This window comes from Bacillus sp. B1(2022), assembly GCF_040259625.1.
GTDB lineage: Bacteria > Bacillota > Bacilli > Bacillales > Bacillaceae > Bacillus > Bacillus velezensis.
Genome location: NZ_JANIFO010000005.1, coordinates 129,169 through 150,165 on the forward strand (window position 1 = coordinate 129,169; position 20,997 = coordinate 150,165).

Here is a 20,997-nt window from a genome sequence, read left to right on the forward strand (position 1 = left end):
TCCCCCTTAAAAATAAATTCTAAACATGATCATTCAAATACAAATGCTTTTATGTCATGTTGCACATTAGTTTGTTGTCTAAACAAACTAACTTATTTTCATCTTATATAACCTCATCAGTATTTTCAATATTTTTTTTAGTTTTTTACGAACACATTAGATATAATAAAGGTTGGATTCGCTATGTACTGCGTTTCGCACGATAACACAGAACGTTCAACTTAATTTAAAGATTATACAAATGGAGTGGATGAAGTGGATATCGCTGATCAAGCCTTTGTCAAAAAAGTTAACCAAAAGTTATTACTAAACGAAATACTTAAAAATTCACCTATTTCAAGAGCAAAATTATCTGAAATGACCGGATTAAATAAATCAACTGTTTCCTCACAGGTAAACACATTAATGAAAGAAAACCTCGTATTTGAAATAGGTCAGGGACAATCAAGCGGCGGCAGAAGACCCGTCATGCTTGTTTTTAATAAAAAAGCAGGATACTCCGTAGGAATAGATGTTGGCGTGGATTATGTTAATGGCATTTTAACAGATCTTGAAGGGACGATCGTCCTTGATCAACACCATCATTTGGAATGCAATTCTCCAGAAATCACTAAAGATATTTTAATTGAGATGATTCATCACTTTATTGCAAAAATGCCGCAATCTCCATACGGTCTTATTGGTATAGGGATATGCGCGCCCGGGCTGATTGACAAAAATCAAAAAATTGTTTTCGCTCCGAACGCCAACTGGAGAGATATTGACTTAAAATCTTTCATCCAAAAGAAGTTCAATGTGCCCGTTTTTATTGAAAATGAGGCAAATGCCGGCGCATATGGAGAAAAAGTATTTGGTGCTGCAAAAAATCACGATAACATTATTTATGCAAGTATCGGTACAGGAATAGGGATCGGCGTTATGATCAACAATCATTTATATAGAGGGGTTGGCGGATTCTCTGGAGAAATGGGACATATGACAATAGACTTTAAGGGTCCTAAATGCAGTTGCGGAAACCGAGGCTGCTGGGAATTGTATGCTTCAGAGAAGGCTTTATTAACATCTCTTCAGACGAAAGAGAAAAAAGTGTCCAGCCAAGATATCATAGACCTTGCCCATCTGAATGATGTTGGAACTTTACAGGCATTACAGAATTTTGGTTTCTATTTAGGAATAGGCCTGACCAATATTTTAAATACATTTAATCCGCAAGCCATCATTTTAAGAAACAGCATCATTGAATCGCATCCTATGGTTTTACATTCAATTAAAAGCGAAGTGTCATCCAGGGTTTATTCCCAACTAGACAATAGCTATGAATTATTACCATCTATCTTAGGAAAAAATGCCCCTGCTCTAGGAATGTCCTCCATTGTTATCGATCATTTTCTCGACATGGTTCATAACTGAAATGTACATACTTCTATGTTTTAAGCTCATCTTTAAAGATGGGTTTTTTTATTCTAGGAGTATTTCTGAATCAATACTGACATGGGCACCTTCTAATATGAAAAAGGAGTTCTAAAATAGAAATCTCCTTTTTCATGTGCTAATTATTTTTCTTTATAACGAAAATATCTGAAGTCGGCCGAAATATGATGACCGCTCGTATCTTGGCATTGCATCCCTACAAAAGCTCCTGTAAAGAATCCCCCGCCGCGGATGTAATCATCTGATAATTTTTTCGATTCTAATGCAATGTCGATTTTGTGCCAATCTTCTTTGTTAAATGAATACAAATAATAATATTTTTCGTTTTCAATATTCACTTTTAAATAGACATACTTGACTTCACGAGGAATCACAATTTTATTTTTTAACGGTTGTGAAAAAGAAAAGTTATCACATATCGTTAATTCAAGAATACGGCCAAGTTCTTCATCATACGTGACTTGAAGAGCCGTCCAATTCTCTGTATTGTAATAGTTCACCAAACCAGCGGCTTGCTGAAAATTTTCCGGATAAAACGCAACTGCCGTTTCCGCTTCAAAATGGAGGCTTTGCCAGCGTCTGGCTACAAATGCCTGAGTAAATGTCGAAGTTAAGGATTCATGGCCATATATTCGTAAATGATTTGGCGCTTGAGTTAATGAACCTAATTTCTCCGTAAACGGGATTCTTAACGTTTGAAAATTGATATTTAATGTTGCATCCTCAAATTCATCAACTTCCGGATACGTGTCTTCAAACATTGTTTCTGGTATAGAAGGCGCATCCACCTCCAAGCTCCCTTCTTTTCCGCCTGCTACATATGGCCAGCCATCTTTCCAATAGAGTTTTTGAATAGCAGTTTCTCTGCCCAGAGGACAATATCCTCTCTGCTGAAAAATTGAATCATCGTCCGGATGAATGGGACGTCCCGTTAAATGAGCTAAATACCACTCACCTGTATGTGTTTGTACAATGGATGCATGTCCGCATTTTTGCAGCGGATTTTCCGGCGCATGCCATGACGTTAAGATAGGATTATCGGGATGAACTTCATATGGGCCCTCAATATTTGCAGAACGGGCAATTGTAGCAGCATGTTCGAACCGCGTTCCTCCTTCTGCGGTTAATAAATAATAATAGTTCCCGATACGGTAAAGGTGCGGCGCTTCTGTCAGCTTTCTTTCAGTTCCTTTAAAAATCACTTTCGGTTTACCGATTAGTTTTTGCTCCTTATCAGAATATTCCTGCATGACAATGCCTCCAAAGGAGTGCCGATCAATACGCTGATCCCATAACATATTTAATAAATATTTTTTCCCATCCGTATCATGGAACAAAGAAGCATCAAAACCCGAGCTGTTTAATGTGATCGGCTCCCCCCAATCACCATTAATCGTGTCACAAGTCACTAAATAATTGTGGCAATCTTTCCAGGCGCCATCTACAACCTTAACATCCGTATAGATCAGCCAAAACTTTCCGTCGCTGTAACTTAAACATGGCGCCCAGACCCCGCCTGAATTAGGATTTCCTTTCATGTCTAATTGCGAAACTCTCTGTAATGGATGTGCAACTAAGTGCCAATTGACTAAATCTTTTGAGTGGTGTATCTGGACTCCCGGAAACCACTCAAATGTAGATACAGCGATATAATAATCCTCTCCAACCCTGCAAATACTCGGATCGGGGTTGAATCCTTTAAGTACTGGATTGATAATCTTCATTTTGAACTCCTCCTCAGCTATTTTCTGTTGACTCATCATGTTTTAAGCTTTGAAATCGTCAATATGATCCAAATAAACTTTGTCTCTATTCTCTAATTCTCGAACCATGCTTTTATATTTTTTCTCATCTAAGTTATAGAAATTAATATCAATCATGGCCAGAACCAGTAAGAACACGGGAATAATGGTTGTTGTAATTAAAATTCCCGTCAATGCCTCCGGCGTTTGCACCTGATTTGCCACATATCCAAACTGATCTAGAACCAAACCCGGTACAACCCCTCCCAAGGCCATGCCGAATTTAAAGAAAAATCCGATAATAGCGTATATGAGACCGCCCATTCTTTTCCCGGTCTTATACTCTCCATATTCTATTGTTTCAGGAATAAGCGCCCACATATATCCCCCGGCAGTGAGACTTCCTGCAGCAGCCAGCAATCGAAAGGAAAGTATCAGGAATACATTACTTGACGGAACGAAAAGTAAAGCTAAGAGGCCGATCATATTCAGTAATAATGCATAGTTTAGTAATTTCTTCTTCCCTAATAATTGATGAAGCTTTGGAATAAACGGTAAAATGACCAAAGCAGGCAAACTTCCCAACAAACCGTACCACTTCACTAAATCCGCTCTTTCTAAATTATACGTTACGTAATAGATGCCAACCGAATTACTGATTGAATTCACTCCAAAAATAATAATAAAGAAAATACTTAATACAACTAGAGGCCGATTAACACGAAATTGCTCAAATATATCCGAAAATTTAATTTTTTCTTCCGATTTTTGAAGCGTGACACGCTCTTTTGTGCTTTTAAAACAAAAGATTAAAAGGCACCCGCCTATAACTCCCATAATACCCATGGTTAGCTGCCAGCCAAGAGATTCGCTGCCGGAATTATCGCTTAAATAAGCAGCCAGTAAGGGAACAAAAAATGCAACGACAAGTCCTCCAAGATTCGCAAATAACATACGGACAGACGTTATACTAACAACTTCTTGATTATTTCTGGTCATTGCAGATGTTAACGCGCCATATGGCACGTTTATCATGGTGTATGTAAGCGATAAGCCGACATAGGTGATATAGGCATATATTAATTTCCCCATATCCGAAAAATCCGGGGTTGTAAAACAGAGTATTGCCAATATGACAAAGGGAAAAGCTCCGAATAAAAGATACGGTCTGAAGCGGCCAAACCTGCTATTTGTTCTGTCAACTATTGTTCCAATAAAAGGATCAGCGAGAGCGTCGATGATTCTAACCACTAAAAACATCGTACCGGCTGTTGCTGCCGATAAACCAAAAACATCTGTATAGAAGAACAAAAGATACGTAGACACTGTTGCATAAATTAAATTACATGCAAAATCTCCAGACGCATATCCAACTTTTTCAACCATGCTGATCTTCTTTACATTTTCACTGAGCATGATTTCTCCCCTTTTCGATCCTTTACATAAGGAACATGATGAAATGGTATAACATTTTTTTAAAATTATCGGCCAGTGAGCGGCATATAAAAGCGCTTTCAAAAAATGACAGCGGTTTACTTTCACAGAGCATTTTCAACATCCAAATGGTGATCAGATAGCAGTGAACAGGATAAAAGCTTGGCTTTCGCTTTTTATATACCTCCAATTAAATCGAGCCTCTTATCCCCCTCCCATTTAAGACCTTTACATGATGGACAATTAAAGTGGTTTTATTAGTTTGTTGATCGAACAAACTAACTTGATTTCATATTATAAAATCTTTTCTGCTTTTTCAACTCTTTTTTCAGAGAATTTAAAACCGACCAAAGGACATACCATGTTGTAATTGCCGACTGCTTCGACAGACGTTAAGTAAAAACTCCCTGTGTCACCTGACTGATTTATTAAATGATAAGCACTTCCATCATCTTTTGTTTAGAAAAACTTAATAAGAAACATGCACTAGAAAAAATGCGAATCATATATAAGTGATATCCCGTTTAATTGGTTGAGGAGGATATTATGAAACCTATGCTGCCTTTTGAAAAATATTTTGGGGATTTAGAACTGGTTTATGCATTTTATGGAGCTATGCCTACCGGTGTTACTGTTTCAGAAACTGGTCGTATTTTCATTTGTTTTCCGAAATGGGGAGACAATGTTAAATTTACGGTGGCGGAAATAATTGGGGATAAATTGCAGCCTTATCCTGATTTACAAACCAATTTGGTTAACCCTGAGAATATCAAAATGACTTTCATCAGTGTCCAAAGTGTAGTTACTGATGGAAGAGGGACCCTTTGGGTACTAGATACGGCGGCACCCAATTTTTCTGAACCAATTAAAGGCGGGGCAAAATTAGTCGCTATTGATTTAAAAACCAATACAATCAGAAGAGTTTATACCTTTACAGAAGATGTTGTCCTTCCAACAACTTACCTGAATGATGTCCGATTTGATTTTCGTGTTGGAACTGCAGGTTATGCCTATATAACGGATTCTTCTTCCAAAGGACCAGGAGCTATTATCGTCGTGGATTTAGAAACCGGAAACGCATTTAGACGGTTAAATGGAGCAAATCCAACTTCACCGGATTCCTATTTTATACCGAAAGTAGAAGGCAAAATTTTGATGAATCGTAACAGAGATGGTTCAACTTCCCCGTTTAGGCTGGCATCCGACGGTATTGCGATTTCTCCTGACGGAAAGGTATTATTTTTTTGTCCACTGACCAGCCGTCATCTGTTCTCGATCTCAACAGAAGCCCTGAGAGATAGAGATATACCGGACATGGATTTACTTTATCATGTGGCGTATTGGGGAGAAAAAGGCGCGTCTGATGGAATGATTACAGATGCAAAAGGAGCCATTTATGCCGGAGATTATGAGAACAATAGTATTCGAAAGATGCTGCCGAATGGCACAATGGAAACCATCGCACATGATCCGAGAATTTTATGGCCGGATACTTTTTCGATTGGTCCGGATGAATACTTATATGTCATCGTGAACCAATTACATCGGCAGGCTAGATTTCATTATGGAAAAGACTTACGACAGAAACCTTATAGTTTACTTCGTATCAAAATTGATGAATTTCCTGCTCCTGCTTTTTGAAAATAAAAATGGCCGGTTCAATTTTTTAGAACATAATTGGTTTCATTTAGCCTTCATCCTAAAAGAAATCAAATTTCAAAAGAAAATGAAGGAAATCATATAATATCCTCATTTAAATATAAATGGTTTATTCGAGCCGTTTATAACGCACTGTTGACGTATATAAGAAAAAAACAGACCTCCCTTGAGCCTCAGAACCTGAAGGAATAGGTCTATCATGAATATCAGATGAGCAAGCCCTTTGATGGGCAGCTTTTATTACAGAGCCGGGGTGATACCCCGGTCTTTTTAATTAAGGGAAGAACACTGTAACCCGTCTGGATTTTACAGTTTGCCACGCTTTTCTTCTTTTTGAATCTGAGGCAATATTGAAATTTGTACAGGGAATATTTGGACATAAAAATATAACCATCACTTCCGACGTGTACTCCCATATCTCAGAGAAACTTGAAAATTCGTCAGTTGATTGTTATGAAGAATATATAGTCCCCCCTTTTCTCCCCCAATTTGTCCCCTGTTTTGTCGGAAATTTGTCGCTTAGTTTTCGTTTTACACCCAAATAAACAAAAAAGAGCAGACCGAAGTCTGCTCCCTTCAAAAGTTTATGATTTGTCATTATCAGATAGCCTTAGAACCGTAATACTCAATAATATTAAGCCTATAAACGTGCCGTATTTTCCGGTATCTATATCTGTGAGTGGAGCTACAATATATTCAATCAGGAATATAATAATAGCTATTGAGACTAATATACGATTCATTTGATATTACCACCTTAATAATTAACCATTTCTCCAAGGTACAACAACAGGGGTACCAATTATCCAATTATAAGAAATTCCGTACTTTCCATTATCGGATACTTTTTTTATGGCATACTTACCAGCAAACATTGCCCCTGCAATTGCTCCAGCATATACTGAAATCCCAGGTATTTTTTTTATCAATGCTGCTATCCCGGCGATAGCCCCTGCCATACCGTCAGCATCCTCAACAATATCTAAGAATTTTTTAATTACACACGAATTCATGCTCACCTTGACTATAGGAATTGCTACCGAAACACCTTGTTTCCCTCTACATTTTGCTAGAGTTGACATCTCACTTGATTCATCGGAAATATTAACTGTAGCAGAATCGACTAGTGTTCGATGGCCATAAGTTAACAAATATTGATCAACTTTAATCGACTCTTTAGAGGTTCCTTTATCTAGAGTTTTTTGATCAATAAAATACTGTTTTCCGCCATATTCGATTGTATAAGATGCTTCACCTTCAGACTGACTTATAACATTCATTCCAGAAACATTGGTTTTTACCTTTTCATTCATCGATGTCTTAGCATAAGAAGGAAGTGCAAATCCGCAGACTAAACTCAATACAAGAAGCAAGCTTACTATTTTTGTTTTCAAGTCCTTCCTTTAAGGAGACTAACATAGTCATAATGAAAAATACACCATATAACGTTAAAATAGGAAATCCCACCCACACAACTGCTTACTACAAAAAAGCACTCAGATTATTCCGAGTGCTGTAGCAATGCGTAAAATGGCACGCTGTTTTATTTCATAATAGGTGTCCTTCTTCATGCCGAGTTCCATATAAATATGAATGTCTTTCGTTTGGCTGGCTGCTAAGTATTTTTTCTCAATGATCATGCGTTCTTCATCGTCCAGGCTGTTTTCTAACGCCCTTTCCATCTGCTTAACCTTCAGTTCATTTAATATGAAAGAATCTCTGATTGAAGGAAACAGGCTGATACCAGCATCAACCGATTCCTTCAAAAATTTAAAGAAAAGTCTAAGCGTGGTTTTTCCACAAAAAAAGAGGTTCAATTGGATGTAGCTGGAAAAGAAAAACGAATGGATCATCAAAACAAATAAAAAACGAGAATACAATATGGAGTTTTTCAATAGCGATGACATACCTTTTTTTACGTGTAGCATATGAATGAGAATTATATCTCCACAATTATGGAGTAATTTTTTATTGATTTTTTGTGGGTGTTTTGTGGGTGGTGTATGATCTATATTAAATTATTAAATTTGTTAACAAATCAAAAAATCCCCTGACACCAATAGTGCCAAGGGATTGAGAGATTAATACTGAGACATATATTGTTCGCGCTCCCACGGATGAACCTGTGTGCGGAACATATCTTTTTATATTATCAAGGTTCAAAAATGTTGATTTAACAAGGTTTACAAAGTTGTTTAGAGGTCATATTTTCATCAAATTTCATTAATTATAATGTTCCAGTGGTCAAACGGTGGTCAATGATGGTGGTCATTGGTGGTCAAGCCTCCGACTAAAGGTAATCAAAAAATCCCTCTATTTTTCAAGAGGGATTTAACAAAATTCGATCCTATTCAGTCGGCTGTTCCAATAACCATTCAAGAAGAAATTCTTTTGTTTGTTTCGCAGGAAACATCCACTTTCTCCCCACTTTTCTTTTGGGAAATCTTGGGTCAAAGAAGAATTTCTCCTGTATTGTATTCCAGCACATTTTTGTATTTTTAATTAAATCATCAGTATCCCAGAAAAGCAATTCATTATCTAGCTTATTTAAATGCTTCTCCAATTCTTCAAGGTATAATTTTTTAATCTCCGATTCATTCACCTTAACTTCTAGCATATAACCCTCCCACTTATTTCACCTTCTTAATCAAATCATCGCAAAGCTTGTTCAAGTAATATGTATAGTTAACTTTTTTCTTCATACAGCGTACTTCTGTTCCGATCTCTTCGCATATGGCAATCGGAATGCTGGCTTTGTTTACTTTATTCTTATATGTATGTGACAACTGATTTTCAGCTATGTTCTTATATGTAAGGAAATCATTAATATGTACGAAATAAACTTTGTTTTCTGGCTCTCTAAACTGAAACAGGAAGCCAGGGATTATGTTCGGATATTGCGCTGCCTCTTTTAAGTGTTTAATCTGTTGTGACTTGATGATCTTTTCACTGAAGGATACAGACTTGTTCTTTGTTGATTTAAGTTCAAAAGGAAAAAGATAACCTTTATAGTGCAGGAAGCAATCATATTTGTTTTTTGATACTGCAGCTCCCCTTTTTAAAAACATTGGATTAACATCTTTAATTCTATAGAAGAACAGCTTTTGATCTGCAGCTGATTTTTCTATATTTGCTTCAAAAACCTTACCTTGGTTTGTACCTCCCAATCAATCACTCTCCTAAAATATTGAAACCGAAATTGATATTAAAATAAACCTTTGATACACTGTTTTATGTCAAGACAACGTATCCACGATTATATAAGTGGAGCTAAAGCAAATATGAACTTAGCTACGGGCATGACTTTTGCTGATGCCATTGGTTGCTCAATTGAAGAGCTGTACGAATGGAACCATAAAGAAAGAAGAAAAGTTAAATCTTAATCCCTTTCCGAGCCCATCTGATTTCCTGCATTAATTCTTCATTATTATCTGAAAGGTTAATAAGGTTACGGTGGGCTCTTTCGTATTCTTTGTTCTCGAGAGCTTCTTTCACCGTACTCATTTGTCTTTCCATTTTGTTGAACAGTATTTGAATTGTTTTATATTTCTCGTTTATACCTTTCACCTCATTTTATTTTTATCCTAAATAACCTTATAATGTGTCTGTGGTATTCCATAATCATTCCCCTTGCAGAAAACCGTTCCTGTGTCAGGTGTAATTACCTCTTTGACTACCCATTCGCTTCCAACAGGGTAGATAATGTGGCCCCAATGACCTTGTGCTTCCTTTGTTACTCTAATCTTGTCCCCTTTCTTAACTATTGACATGACCGATTCCCCCCTTTATGCCTTTCATTAAAAGACCGATTTTATTTAAATTTAGTTATATGATTTCATTTACGTTTTCGTACTTAGTAAGCTCATCAATCACTCTTTCCATTTCAGCTATAGACATTTCTTTGAAATTTGGCGCATATCCTAAGATCTTAGCTAAAAACCAACGCTTTTCTTTCAGGCTATTAAAACCTAATCGTTTAAATTCTTTGGATAATTTTCTTCTCAGCACAGGGAAATAACCTAGTGTGGTGTATACGATCAATTAATTTTACCTCCTAAAAAATCTGTTATTTTATTCAGTTTTTGAGCCTTTACATACATGGAAATAGCCGATGATTAAAGTCAATATCCCACTTACGATGGCCGGGACAAAATACTTCTGAGCTATTGCAAAACCCATAATAAACGCTTCAGTAATACCAAGACCATAGGTTAACGTCAGTACCGGCTTATTCATTAACTCAATTCCACGGGTTCATAATTAGTCACTTCATAAAATTCTTCTTTTTGATTAAATTTGATCGGCTTATCCAACGTTTTAGCATTCCGTTCCAACCACTCGACTGTATTCTTTACTTTGTTGTCATACTTCTCATAGCTATCTGACCAATCATAATAACTGTCCCTGGTATTTATTAAACTCAACATCTTTAACATGCTTTAGTTTCACATATTTATTTTCAATATCGGTATTGTCTTTCATTGAAATAACCCTCCCCAAATCACTCCTGCCGCAATGGCAACAATGAATACTGAAACAAATTTTAATACACCAATATACACTGCAAATTTAATATCCCCTTGAGAATCCATGTTTGCTAACAACACAAGCCCAAATGCAACGAACAATATCCATGCTGTAACAATCAACCTGTTTCCACCTTTCTAATTGAAATCAACATTTTAATCTGTTGTAATCGTAAATGACCCATCATCTTCATCTAGAGTAATAACAATTTCACGAATACCATTGATACAGTCATTAAATTCTTGCATCTCCCTTCCTAGTTTCTGAATTGATTTAGCCAATTCCTCCGGTGTGTTTGTCCCTCTTTGGGTACTCATTATTAAATTCTCCCTTCAAATAAAATTAGAATTTCATTTGATCTCAAATGTCTTTAGCTCAAACGTTTTATACGTGTCAACTTCATTACCAGGTACCTCATTTACTCTTGGATACATATCGTAGTCATACGGATACCCAATGCAATTCATGTGAAAGCTCGTTCCTTCTTTATCAAACTCAGCTTGTAAATGATCGTGTCCACAAACCCAATGTTCCGCATTAATGAATGGCAAATCGACCATATAGCAGCTGTTAGGCTCAAATGGTGAATATGGATTGTGTACAGGAGGGACATGCGAAACAAATACATCAATGTGAGTGTTTTGAAGGGTATCATACCAGTCCATTGATTCTTTCCACATTGCTCTTACCGCATCTTCTTTGCTGTATCCATTAAGGCTGATATAGTTTGAATCATTTGAGACTCCTTTGAAGAAATCCCACCCTTCATTTCCTTTAGGAAGATACCACATAACATCTCCTGCAAAGACTTTCCCTTTGTATGTATCCGTTGACTTTATCAATGGAGTGACATTCTTGATATCTGTAGCCTTTTGAATTAGATCATTTAACCTTCCCAATGAATCTGAGTATTTTCGTTGCTGATTTTTGCTGAGTAAATAAAGATCATGATTACCATACGTGAAATAAACCTTTTCATATTGGTTTGCTACTTCGTCAAGTACCCACAGTGTCTGTTGATTCCACTCAGTAAAGTCACCGGCAATGATTAATACCTCTCCATTTCCATTCGATATTAACCTTCTAACAATCTCCCTTGTTTGCCTTTCCCATTTGATTTGGTTATTGTTCCAAGGTATTCAGTGATTAATATGGAGATCTGAAACATAATCGATTTTCATTTTATCCCCCTTTCGTTTAAGAACATAAACAATTGCATATAATTGTTGTTCGTGTATCCATATGTATTATGAAAATGTTCATGGCAAGAATCACACAAGGTCAACCCGTTATCAACTTCTAGTCGAATATCTTTGTGCTCCGTATAATTGTAGATATGGTGAGCAGTTAAATATTTTTTCTTTTTAAGCCAACATTTTTGACAGGTGTAATCATCCCTTTGTAGAACTTTCTTTCTCCACTGTAAATATTCATAATACTTCCTGTCATTTATCCTCTGTGTATCAGTTTTATTCTTATTCCACCTTGGATTACCTTCTCTAAATCGGCTCTCCCTATAACACCGCTGGCATCCCCCTCCTTGTTGAAAATAGTTCCAAGCAATTTCTCCATAATGTCCATTCTCGCATTTAAAAGATAACTTGCTTTTTTCGTTGACGTATTCATTTGATAAGAGCAATAAGTTTTTCTTTAAGAATTCTTTTTTTATGTAATCAATGCTCAATTTCAGGCTTTCATGATGACATTTTAAACATTTAGATCCATTATTAATTTGAGACCACAATTTTGTTGATTTATGACCATTCTTTAAACAGATCAAGTCAACTCTACCTTTTACGCCTTTGTATTCTGACGCTAAAATAAACCCACTTTCCCTCGCTTTATCCTCATAGTAAGAATGACTATGTTTTTTACATTCGTATTTTTTGTTTTTGTACAACCGGTTAAACTCATCGTATTTAACTGACTTAACATTTGCACATTTCTCTTTATCACAAGAAACTAAAACTGTTTTTACAGAAGTAAGTGGCAAATGATAATATGGCACATGAAATTTATCCCTCCAAAAAGTAAATTCATAACCTAGATTTTGATAATGACTTGATGTCATAGGATTCCAACTGACCTCAATCTTTTGTTCTTTAACAATACCTATACATTTCACTCCTTTGTTTATTGTTCATTATTACAAAACGTTTGGTTCGCCTAGCTCAACAAAGTATGAATGGCCAATTTCATTAATATTCAAGAGGGGTCTATCCCCTCTCTTTTTACGCTCCTCTTCCAAATCCGTATAAAACTACTGGCATTGTATTCACCTCCTTTTATAATGTTGCTATTAAGCTCCCCGTCCAGGGTTGTGTAGCACCTGTCCCATTTTCCCACCTCCTTTTTCAGCCTCTAGATAACTCACATTCTTTTTAAAATACAGATTTCATATTAACTTAGTCGTAATAACTAATTTCTTTTTTATCCATCACTTTTCGGATTATTCGCTCATGTTTCGATCTCCTTCTTTTGTTGCTTCCTTTAACTTTTGGTGCTTGAAACATTCCATCGCAAGTCCAATCATATCCGCTATACTTTTTAAACACCGTCGTCTTCAGGCGTCTATGATACGTCACTCACCTCCCACCTCTTCGCGTGAGTCGTCGATAATCGTTAGGTCGGCACTGTCTATAAAGTCGTAATCTCCGCTCATGTATCGGAACTTGCCGTCCTCAATTTCTTTTATCTGTTCTTCGTAACTGTCGCCGAAAAGTCTGCCTTCATACCGATAATAGCTCTCTTCGTACTTTCCGCGAACAACATCGCCCACACGAATCTCAGTCGGCTGCGGAGCGTTCAAGTATTCGTCTGGCACCGCCAAGCCTAACGCACGTCTTAGCGCAATCGCCTTTCCGATGTGAACGTTGAAGCAGTCGTCAGGTACGGCTTTTGCGATTCCTCTTGCGTAGACCTCTCGGGTACGAATCCCTTTCAACAAGACGACAACAGTTCGCTTATGGCGATTTACTACGAATTCAACTTCACAGGATGCGTGGTAGAATGCGTCTAATTTATATCTGACTCCATCACCGTTTTTCGTTAATTCCCAAACGTCTGCCTTCGCCTGCTTAACGATTTCATCACGGCGGGCTTGGGCGGTTTTCTCTGGCTTCCATAAACGTTCCTCTAACGTTGTACAGAGCGGAGTCGTTACTGTATTCACATCGCCAGGCATAATAACAACGTCTTGGTTCGTTTTTGCGTAGTGAACTACGAACCTATACGAATATGCTCCACCAATAACGACATCTCCAAAACGAGATTTATAGCCGAAATATTTATCGTCCTTCTTTTCAAATACCGTATTCGCATTATTGATCACCGTTTGATTTACGTTTTTCATTCCTCATCTCCTCCAATTTATATTAATTTAATTTGATTCTCAATTTCCTCAATAAATCCCTGTAAAGCTTCTTCATCAACCATTACTTGTCCATCCTGAACTTTGATGATTTCTTTCATTCGGTCATCCATATTTCTAAATTCTTCTGCTTGCTGTACAGTAAACATTGCTCTGTATTTCTTTATGTATAAAAGAAAATCTTTAAGTACACCCATCTCCCCAATTTTGTGGAGATTGGAATCTTCTTGTTCCACTTCTAGCCGGAGTAGAGTTGCTTCCTTTTCTAAAACATCAATTTCAAGCTGCTCTTTCTTTGACAACAATTCTTGCTCTTTTTGTTGCAATTAATCACCTCTATACTTATTTTTTATTTTTATAACTTATGACAACGACACGCCTCTATTGGATATAGAATAATAATATACTTATATTTCATTTTTGTCTATGCTTTTCTGAAATTTTCATAAGTAATAAATGAATAATTAAATGCGGTATTGTTGCCTGCTTTCCTGTGATCCTTTTCAATCACTCTCCAATCATCATTTAACCTTGGAAAATAGGAATCTGCCTTCGCAGCAACTGAATCAACAATCGTTAAATAAACCTTATCTGCATGAGGTAAGAATGCCTCGTATATAGCGCCTCCTCCAATAACCATTACTTCTTCATTTGTGTCCAATTGACCACGTATAAGCTTTAAGACATCGTCAACCGAATGGTAAACGAATGAAGAGTGATCAGGCTTGAAATTCTTGTCTCTGGTTAATATGATATTCCTTCGGTTCTGAAGTGGCTTTCCTGTAATGTTTACGATCGATTCGTATGTAAGTCTTCCCTGAATACACAACTTTCCTGTAGTGAGTTCTTTAAAACGTTTTATGTCTACAGGAATATGGTAAAGCAAATTATTTTCATACCCTATGGCCATTGATTTATCACAGCAAGCAATAAGAGATAGCATTATACCGCTACCTCAAAATAAAGCTTGTCTCCATGCTTATAATTAATCAACTTGAAATCGTCAATTGCGAAATCATAAAAATCCTTCACATCTGGATTAATCCATAGCTCAGGTGCTTCGTATTGCTCTCTTTCCATTTGAATTTTCAAATTGTCTATATGACGAGTGTATACGTGACAGTCTCCAATATTGAAGACATACTCACCTAGCCCATATCCAGTAACTTGAGCAATCATACGCTGTAAAACATTGTACTGGAACACATTAAACGGATTCCCGAGCGCGAGATCGTTACTGCGACAGAAAACTTCTAAATGCAACTTCCCTCCTTTTACAAGCCATTGAGTGCCATAAACACAGGGCGTCAATGCCATTGAGTCTAATTCATCTGGATTCCAAAGCGTTGTAATATGCCTGCGTGATGATGGATTATTTTTCAACTGATGAAGAAGATAATCAACCTGGTCAACTTTCTCACCGTTTAGCTCCCTGTTCTTCTTACCAAGCTGATATCCATATGCATTGCCAATTGTACCGTCTTCTTGTTTCCATTGATCCCAGATATGTACGCCCATCTTGTTTAATTCGTTAACATTGTTTGATTTATGCTGCCAGATCCAAAGCAATTCCTTGATTGCCGTTTTCCAGGCGACTTTTTTAGTCGTTAAAATTGGTATTTCAGAATTATCAAAGCGCATTTGCTTACTGATTACACTTAATGTATGCGCTGGTGTTCCATCAGTATCCCATTTGGTTCTGACATCGAATTCTTCGTCTGATACCCCATTATTAATAATGTCATTTATGATTGTGTTGTACTGCTTATCAAATTGACTCATTTCTATTCTCCTTTATTTAAACCAACTAATAATAAAGTTAATCACGAAGACAATATTACCGCAAACAAACAGCATGTACACGCACTTGTTTTGTTTATTGTTTGAGTCACCTTCCAAAACATCGAGAATTTTAAACATTGTTAAACCGGTATAAATTAAAGCAAAAGCTGTCCAAGCTAACATTAGCAAGTTGTCATGCGTAATCAATCCAATAGTAGCCAAGGGGATAATAAAAGAAATCCCCTTGAACAATGTCATGACATACACTAAGTTCTTATTTTTCTTCAGTTCTTTATACGGCGAATTAGAAAGCATATGTGTAACTTTTGAGTAAACGTTCTGTTCTCCTCGTGTAATTAATCTAATTTCATTAATGTTTAGTGCAAACAAGTATGCTGCAAGTAATAACGTAAAGTATGTAATTATAATACATCTCCTTATTTTATTTTTACCCTATAAATAACTATGCTTAATCAAACAGCTCGCCGGCTCTCTTCATGTCTTTGATTTCCTCACTCACACTTTCTTTGATTGCATGAGGTAGCCGGTCAATTCCTCGTTGTATTCTTTTCTGACCTGTGTTTCTTATATGTATTGTTAGTTCTTTAAAGGCCTCCATTGATTCGTCTGATATTAAATCAAACAGCCGTTGTATCTTAGCTAATAAGCTTATATATTCTTCATCGTCTTCACTGAAAAGTTTGAGACCCTGTTCAAGGTTGTTTATTTCTTTTAGATGACTTTTTATTTTTTCTATGTGATTATCCATGATGGTTAAACCTTTCAACAATTTCTAAAACTTCAGCGAGCTTATCTGTTAGCTGTCTTCCCAGGTCTGTTGTTTGTTCCTGATCCAGTTTGTTCATTTTTCCTTTGCCATTAAGAATATCTCTCTTTTCCTCCAAAATTCCAATTTCAATTTTAATCAGTTCTCTATAAGCTTCGCTTTCTTTGGGAAGCAATCCAGAGACAACTTTTACAGCCTGTAGTTCTTTGTTTAATTTATAATAATGATAAGTATTCTCCATATCTTTTCCCCTTTTTGTTTTAATTTGATTCTAATAAACTCAAAAAATTAACTGCTGCAACTCTATACCTTTGGTCTTCTTCATAAGTTGCAACTTGTTTCATATGCTCAAAGAACTTATCTTCAAGCCCTTGTTTTTGAATAAATCCCAAACAAAGTCCGTTTCTGAAGAGCATGTCATCATACTTTGCTTGTAAATCTTTACGGCTGTTATTGTTTATGGTCTTTTTCCTCCTTAAAATTTGTATAAAAGTCTTCTTTTATAGAGATGTTCATTTATTTATGACTACAAAAACCTCTTTAATATGCGATTTACCTTTGTCATACCAGTCCCATCCTTGACACCATAGATTCTTTTTTTTGTTATAAACTAATTCACCATTATTGTTGATATACACCCACTCATTAATTGCAAAGGCTCGATCCTCTTTAGTAACAAGAACAATGGGGACTCCTCTTGTCCATTGCTTTCCTCCGTGGTGAACATTTGATGTGTTAGGGTCTTCGTATTTAACCATTTCTTCTAATTTGTTGATTTTAAGAAGTTTAACCATATTCTAATCTCCTTTCTTTTTTAAATAAAATCCAAGGGTTAGCATTACCTCAAAGTGTCAATCATTTGGTATAATTTAATTATTATAAAATTCATACAAAGGTGGTTAATAGATGAAAGTTACTAGACACAATACTGAAAATACCATTGAAGGCTATATCTACGAAGCTGGTTTCGATCAAAAAAGTCAATTTAAATACGTCTATGAAATCGAAAAGAAAATTCTTCATATTTACGACGATGCTTCCTATCATGGCACTAGCGCTGAAAACTCAGTTAGTGAAATTGTGGTCGAAATCGATAAGATCACTAAAGAAGATTCAAAAGGGTTTAAAGGAATTGCTCAAAATTTCATCTCCCTTTTCTCTAAAAGCGAACCCGTTAAAATTATTTTTTATACAGAAGCTGGGCCGTCTGGCTTTTCGGGTACAAGTAAATTCGGGGAACCTCTAAGTATTATTGGATACGACTTTCAAAACAGAGAATACACAGGATATACCAAAGACGAGCTTTTTCACGAATTTGTAGATATCAATTCAATTGTAGAAACCCACTAATTTGAATACTCGGCTGTGTTATTCTACGACATGGTATATCTAGTCATCGTATACACAGCCAAGTATGTTACTTACTTAGTTCCAGTTGATCCGTGACCACCTCGGTCATCGTTGCCAAGATGATCCACCTCAATCAATTCAACTTCAGGCATCTTCTTCATAATTCTGAACTGACAGATACGATCCCCTTTTTTAATTTCTGTATCCCGTAATGCATAAGCCGGAAAGAACCAGAAATCATTGTCTCCCTTGTAGGACTCGTCAATAATACCCATTGAGTTTGTTTCAATGATACCAAAGTTTTTAAATGTACTTCCCCGGGGAACGATATGAGCCTCATACCCTTCTGGTAGCTCCATCGCTACTCCTAACGGAATAAGTTTAAATTCATCTTTTTTGATTGTTATATCTTCAGCTGCCCGCAAATCAATCCAATCGCCCTGTTCAATTTTACTGATTCTCGTTTGCGTATCATCTGAATATTTAATTTTGATTTGTAAAGTCATTTTCGCTACTCCTTTAGTTTTTTATGTAAAACATCTGTTATCCAAAAATTAAATAAGTAGCCCAATCTGAGTACCGTTGAATAATCCAGTCTACACGTTTAATCTTACAGAAGGTTATCCAATCAATTATCCATAAGGGTAGGATAGTGATTAAAAAAATCAACAACAATATGTACTTCCACCATAAAAGCCTATTAAAATTCCAACCGAATATGGTCAGCCCTCCTTTAATAAATTACCCTTTTATCGTAATTCCTTTAACAACTCATCAAGTTCATTCGGCTTAAAGCCAATACTTCGTTTTACTTCCTCTCCTTGCTCATTAAGCAAGATAGTCACCGGTACACCCATTACTTCAAATTGCGCTGCTACTTCTGGCTTTTGTGTAACATCAACTGTCTCATATTTAACTCCTACTTCATTTAAATAATTGGATACCATTTTGCAGGGATTGCAATTAGGCTGCTCTAATTTAATTAATCTCATTTAAATCGCCTCTCTTTTATATTTGAATTTCCATCCTTTATGTGTTTTAGCCCTTCCAGATAAACACCGCATAATACCTTGTTTAATTAATCCATGGTCTCTTGCAAACTCCCTAATTCCTTTAGCTTCAATCAAAACTCCTTCAGGAGATAATGCGAATATTTCTTTTTTAATATTTTCTAAGTCTCTATAATTGTTGTTTTCTTTCTTAGTTAAGAAGCAACATGTTACAAGTGAGTATTTCCTTTTATTTATTGGCACATTTATTTGAATTTTATCTTTATCCAAATGAATCTTTCCTTGAGAAAACAGGATCTCATCATACCCTTTGATTAAAGGGAGATCCTCTAAAAAATTCTCGAAACAATGCCACCTTCTTTCCACAGTCACTCCTTTGGCACCGTATCTTTCATAACCACTTCCCCTTGGATGATAGCAACGCTCAAGCATTCCGCTCCAAACACTGTACTCCTTTTTATGATCAGTCATTTTCACATTGCCCATGTACCCTACTCCGAATACAGACTTCTCAAACTTATCTTTTATCTTCCCGCGTTTCATTTCAACTTTTTCAACAACTCTTCCATACCCAGTTTTTAGAAAATGAATTCTATATTTATATCTGTTCATTTCTCTAAAAACTTGAACCACTTTGTACTTTTGGTTTGCGTTATTCACATAAACTTTACCGACAAGACTGTCTTTTTTAAGTTTAATCAAATATAAAATCCGTGTCCCTTAATGATTCTACTGTTGCTTTTTTATAGCCAACGCCCTTCATTGAAAAGAAGTCATGTGACTTAGTCTTTGTGCTCAATCCATTAATAACAATTGGATTAACATCCTCTTCTTCAAACCAATGTTCAAATCCAAGGTTGTTTAAAGCTTTATTTGCGTTGTATCTGATAAATTTCTTTACATCTGGGGCTAAACCAACGTGATCATAGACGTCTTCTGTATACTCCAATTCATTTTCATAAAGCTCTTGTAGCAAGCTTAAAGCCCATTCATACATTTCTTTTTGCTTCTTAGGCGTTTGTTTCTTGTATATCTCTTGAGTTAACAATCCGATGTAAACACCGTGTATCGCCTCGTCGCGGATAATTAAATTTACAATTTCCCCGCTTTGCATGAGCTTCCCTTGTCCATAAAAGTAAAGTGGATAATAAAACCCTGAGTAAAACAAGAAACTCTCCAGAAACACAGATGCAACCATTGCTTTGAATAGGGAAATGTCATCGTTTTTCTCAACTGCTTTATAAATTGAAACAATTGTTCTTGCTTTCTTTTGAAGAAACCTATTGTTTTTCACCCATTCGAAGACTTCATTAATCGTCTCCGTCGGAGCTAATGTAAGAAAGATGTTGCTGTAAGATTTTGCGTGCACCGCGTTTTCCATCATCGCCATGAAATTAAGAACCGCTTTTCGCTGATGGCCTTCTACATGCTCAGCCACAATCGGCATACCTGTGTTCCCCTGCTCTGTATCAAGCAGTGTCAGGCCGGCGAGCACCTTCATGTACGTATCCTGCTCATTTTTACCCAAGTACTTCCAAGTGAGGAGATCGCCGTTTAATGCGATCTCTTCCGGAAGCCAAAACTGCTTTACGTTTTGGTTGTAAAACATTTGGGTGAAATCATCTTCATGCTTTGACCAGTTTGCTGCTGTATATTTCGTCAACTATTAGTCCTCCTTCTTAGATATAAACTCTCGTTCAATTGTGAATTTCCCTTCAGGCAATATAATAGGTCTATCATCAGCAGACCTATAATCGATATCAAATAATACATTGTCGTAAGTTAGTGCGTGTTTATTAAGGGTTTTAATAAATCCGCCCTTTATGTGATACCCAATCAGTACTGACTTTTTTCTTTTTCTCAAATACCAAACTGCCAATGAACTTAACATCTTTCAGCGCCTCC

The 20,997-nt window shown here is 36.3% G+C and carries 28 protein-coding genes and 1 pseudogene; 3 read left to right on the top strand and 26 right to left on the bottom strand.

Going from position 1 to position 20,997, the window contains the following annotated elements; translation table 11 throughout:
• Positions 1 to 255 precede the first annotated feature (255 nt).
• Positions 256 to 1,410: a transcriptional repressor XylR gene (gene xylR, locus NQS30_RS11060; RefSeq protein ID WP_007410360.1), complete on the top strand. Its 1,155-nt coding sequence runs from the start codon at positions 256 to 258 to the stop codon at positions 1,408 to 1,410.
• 143 nt (positions 1,411 to 1,553) lie between these two features.
• Here the strand turns inward: xylR and xynB are convergent, their stop codons facing one another.
• On the bottom strand, positions 1,554 to 3,155 hold the full coding sequence (gene xynB, locus NQS30_RS11065) for a xylan 1,4-beta-xylosidase (protein WP_218791743.1): 1,602 nt from the start codon (positions 3,153 to 3,155) through the stop codon (positions 1,554 to 1,556).
• Between the two features lie 42 nt (positions 3,156 to 3,197).
• Positions 3,198 to 4,589, bottom strand: a complete 1,392-nt coding sequence (locus NQS30_RS11070; protein ID WP_007410362.1) for an MFS transporter — start codon at positions 4,587 to 4,589, stop codon at positions 3,198 to 3,200.
• A gap of 564 nt (positions 4,590 to 5,153) precedes the next feature.
• On the opposite strand from NQS30_RS11070, the gene NQS30_RS11075 reads away from it, so the two are divergent.
• Positions 5,154 to 6,248 (top strand): L-dopachrome tautomerase-related protein, encoded by a 1,095-nt coding sequence (locus NQS30_RS11075; protein WP_015239907.1) that lies wholly within the window; start codon positions 5,154 to 5,156, stop codon positions 6,246 to 6,248.
• A gap of 782 nt (positions 6,249 to 7,030) precedes the next feature.
• On the opposite strand, the gene NQS30_RS11080 is transcribed toward NQS30_RS11075, so the two are convergent.
• The 19 genes and pseudogenes from NQS30_RS11080 to NQS30_RS11180 form a co-directional block, all read right to left on the bottom strand.
• On the bottom strand, positions 7,031 to 7,660 hold the full coding sequence (locus NQS30_RS11080; RefSeq protein WP_015239906.1) for a hypothetical protein: 630 nt from the start codon (positions 7,658 to 7,660) through the stop codon (positions 7,031 to 7,033).
• 102 nt (positions 7,661 to 7,762) lie between these two features.
• Positions 7,763 to 8,029, bottom strand: a pseudogene (locus tag NQS30_RS11085) (ArpU family phage packaging/lysis transcriptional regulator); the annotation flags it as partial.
• Between the two features lie 584 nt (positions 8,030 to 8,613).
• Positions 8,614 to 8,883: a hypothetical protein gene (locus NQS30_RS11090; RefSeq protein ID WP_014417981.1), complete on the bottom strand. Its 270-nt coding sequence runs from the start codon at positions 8,881 to 8,883 to the stop codon at positions 8,614 to 8,616.
• Between the two features lie 13 nt (positions 8,884 to 8,896).
• Positions 8,897 to 9,433 (bottom strand): Holliday junction resolvase RecU, encoded by a 537-nt coding sequence (locus NQS30_RS11095; RefSeq protein ID WP_218791742.1) that lies wholly within the window; start codon positions 9,431 to 9,433, stop codon positions 8,897 to 8,899.
• 417 nt (positions 9,434 to 9,850) lie between these two features.
• A complete protein-coding gene (locus NQS30_RS11105; RefSeq protein WP_151280617.1) occupies positions 9,851 to 10,036 on the bottom strand; it encodes a hypothetical protein in 186 nt (61 codons plus the stop codon).
• A 55-nt stretch (positions 10,037 to 10,091) separates the two neighbouring features.
• Positions 10,092 to 10,307, bottom strand: coding sequence for a hypothetical protein (locus NQS30_RS11110; RefSeq protein ID WP_218791741.1), 216 nt, complete (start codon positions 10,305 to 10,307; stop codon positions 10,092 to 10,094).
• Positions 10,308 to 10,337: 30 nt separating this feature from the next.
• Positions 10,338 to 10,502: a hypothetical protein gene (locus NQS30_RS11115; protein ID WP_218791740.1), complete on the bottom strand. Its 165-nt coding sequence runs from the start codon at positions 10,500 to 10,502 to the stop codon at positions 10,338 to 10,340.
• 242 nt (positions 10,503 to 10,744) lie between these two features.
• On the bottom strand, positions 10,745 to 10,915 hold the full coding sequence (locus NQS30_RS11120) for a hypothetical protein (protein WP_218791739.1): 171 nt from the start codon (positions 10,913 to 10,915) through the stop codon (positions 10,745 to 10,747).
• A 33-nt stretch (positions 10,916 to 10,948) separates the two neighbouring features.
• On the bottom strand, positions 10,949 to 11,110 hold the full coding sequence (locus NQS30_RS11125; RefSeq protein ID WP_218791738.1) for a hypothetical protein: 162 nt from the start codon (positions 11,108 to 11,110) through the stop codon (positions 10,949 to 10,951).
• Between the two features lie 33 nt (positions 11,111 to 11,143).
• Entirely contained in the window at positions 11,144 to 11,932 is a 789-nt protein-coding gene (locus tag NQS30_RS11130) for a metallophosphoesterase (RefSeq protein WP_232603469.1), read from the bottom strand.
• A gap of 38 nt (positions 11,933 to 11,970) precedes the next feature.
• Positions 11,971 to 12,864 (bottom strand): HNH endonuclease, encoded by an 894-nt coding sequence (locus NQS30_RS11135; RefSeq protein WP_232603462.1) that lies wholly within the window; start codon positions 12,862 to 12,864, stop codon positions 11,971 to 11,973.
• 510 nt (positions 12,865 to 13,374) lie between these two features.
• Positions 13,375 to 14,145: a hypothetical protein gene (locus tag NQS30_RS11140; protein WP_232603461.1), complete on the bottom strand. Its 771-nt coding sequence runs from the start codon at positions 14,143 to 14,145 to the stop codon at positions 13,375 to 13,377.
• 17 nt (positions 14,146 to 14,162) lie between these two features.
• Positions 14,163 to 14,489: a hypothetical protein gene (locus tag NQS30_RS11145; protein WP_218791736.1), complete on the bottom strand. Its 327-nt coding sequence runs from the start codon at positions 14,487 to 14,489 to the stop codon at positions 14,163 to 14,165.
• Between the two features lie 98 nt (positions 14,490 to 14,587).
• Positions 14,588 to 15,106, bottom strand: coding sequence for a dihydrofolate reductase (locus NQS30_RS11150; protein WP_218791735.1), 519 nt, complete (start codon positions 15,104 to 15,106; stop codon positions 14,588 to 14,590).
• Positions 15,106 to 15,945: a thymidylate synthase gene (locus NQS30_RS11155; RefSeq protein WP_218791734.1), complete on the bottom strand. Its 840-nt coding sequence runs from the start codon at positions 15,943 to 15,945 to the stop codon at positions 15,106 to 15,108. The genes NQS30_RS11150 and NQS30_RS11155 overlap by 1 nt, the downstream gene beginning before the upstream one ends.
• A 12-nt stretch (positions 15,946 to 15,957) precedes the next feature.
• Positions 15,958 to 16,260, bottom strand: coding sequence for a hypothetical protein (locus NQS30_RS11160; RefSeq protein WP_232603460.1), 303 nt, complete (start codon positions 16,258 to 16,260; stop codon positions 15,958 to 15,960).
• A 154-nt stretch (positions 16,261 to 16,414) separates the two neighbouring features.
• Positions 16,415 to 16,714, bottom strand: coding sequence for a hypothetical protein (locus tag NQS30_RS11165; RefSeq protein WP_069007306.1), 300 nt, complete (start codon positions 16,712 to 16,714; stop codon positions 16,415 to 16,417).
• Positions 16,707 to 16,973 (bottom strand): hypothetical protein, encoded by a 267-nt coding sequence (locus NQS30_RS11170; protein WP_069007305.1) that lies wholly within the window; start codon positions 16,971 to 16,973, stop codon positions 16,707 to 16,709. Before NQS30_RS11170 ends, NQS30_RS11165 begins: the two co-directional genes overlap by 8 nt.
• A 271-nt stretch (positions 16,974 to 17,244) precedes the next feature.
• A complete protein-coding gene (locus tag NQS30_RS11180; protein WP_160182756.1) occupies positions 17,245 to 17,526 on the bottom strand; it encodes a hypothetical protein in 282 nt (93 codons plus the stop codon).
• Between the two features lie 112 nt (positions 17,527 to 17,638).
• Between NQS30_RS11180 and NQS30_RS11185 the strand changes: the two genes are divergently transcribed.
• On the top strand, positions 17,639 to 18,082 hold the full coding sequence (locus tag NQS30_RS11185) for a hypothetical protein (protein WP_218791733.1): 444 nt from the start codon (positions 17,639 to 17,641) through the stop codon (positions 18,080 to 18,082).
• A 71-nt stretch (positions 18,083 to 18,153) separates the two neighbouring features.
• Here the strand turns inward: NQS30_RS11185 and NQS30_RS11190 are convergent, their stop codons facing one another.
• The 5 genes from NQS30_RS11190 to NQS30_RS11210 form a co-directional block, all read right to left on the bottom strand.
• Positions 18,154 to 18,588, bottom strand: a complete 435-nt coding sequence (locus tag NQS30_RS11190) for a dUTP diphosphatase (RefSeq protein ID WP_218791732.1) — start codon at positions 18,586 to 18,588, stop codon at positions 18,154 to 18,156.
• A gap of 243 nt (positions 18,589 to 18,831) precedes the next feature.
• Complete coding sequence (locus NQS30_RS11195; protein WP_218791731.1) at positions 18,832 to 19,074, bottom strand: thioredoxin domain-containing protein; 243 nt, start codon at positions 19,072 to 19,074, stop codon at positions 18,832 to 18,834.
• Positions 19,075 to 19,794 (bottom strand): hypothetical protein, encoded by a 720-nt coding sequence (locus NQS30_RS11200; RefSeq protein ID WP_218791730.1) that lies wholly within the window; start codon positions 19,792 to 19,794, stop codon positions 19,075 to 19,077.
• Positions 19,787 to 20,755 (bottom strand): class 1b ribonucleoside-diphosphate reductase subunit beta, encoded by a 969-nt coding sequence (gene nrdF, locus NQS30_RS11205; protein ID WP_218791729.1) that lies wholly within the window; start codon positions 20,753 to 20,755, stop codon positions 19,787 to 19,789. Before nrdF ends, NQS30_RS11200 begins: the two co-directional genes overlap by 8 nt.
• Positions 20,756 to 20,758: 3 nt before the next feature.
• The gene (locus tag NQS30_RS11210) at positions 20,759 to 20,983 is read right to left on the bottom strand and encodes a hypothetical protein (protein ID WP_218791728.1); all 225 of its coding nucleotides are present in this window, start codon (positions 20,981 to 20,983) and stop codon (positions 20,759 to 20,761) included.
• Between the last annotated feature and the right edge of the window lie 14 nt (positions 20,984 to 20,997).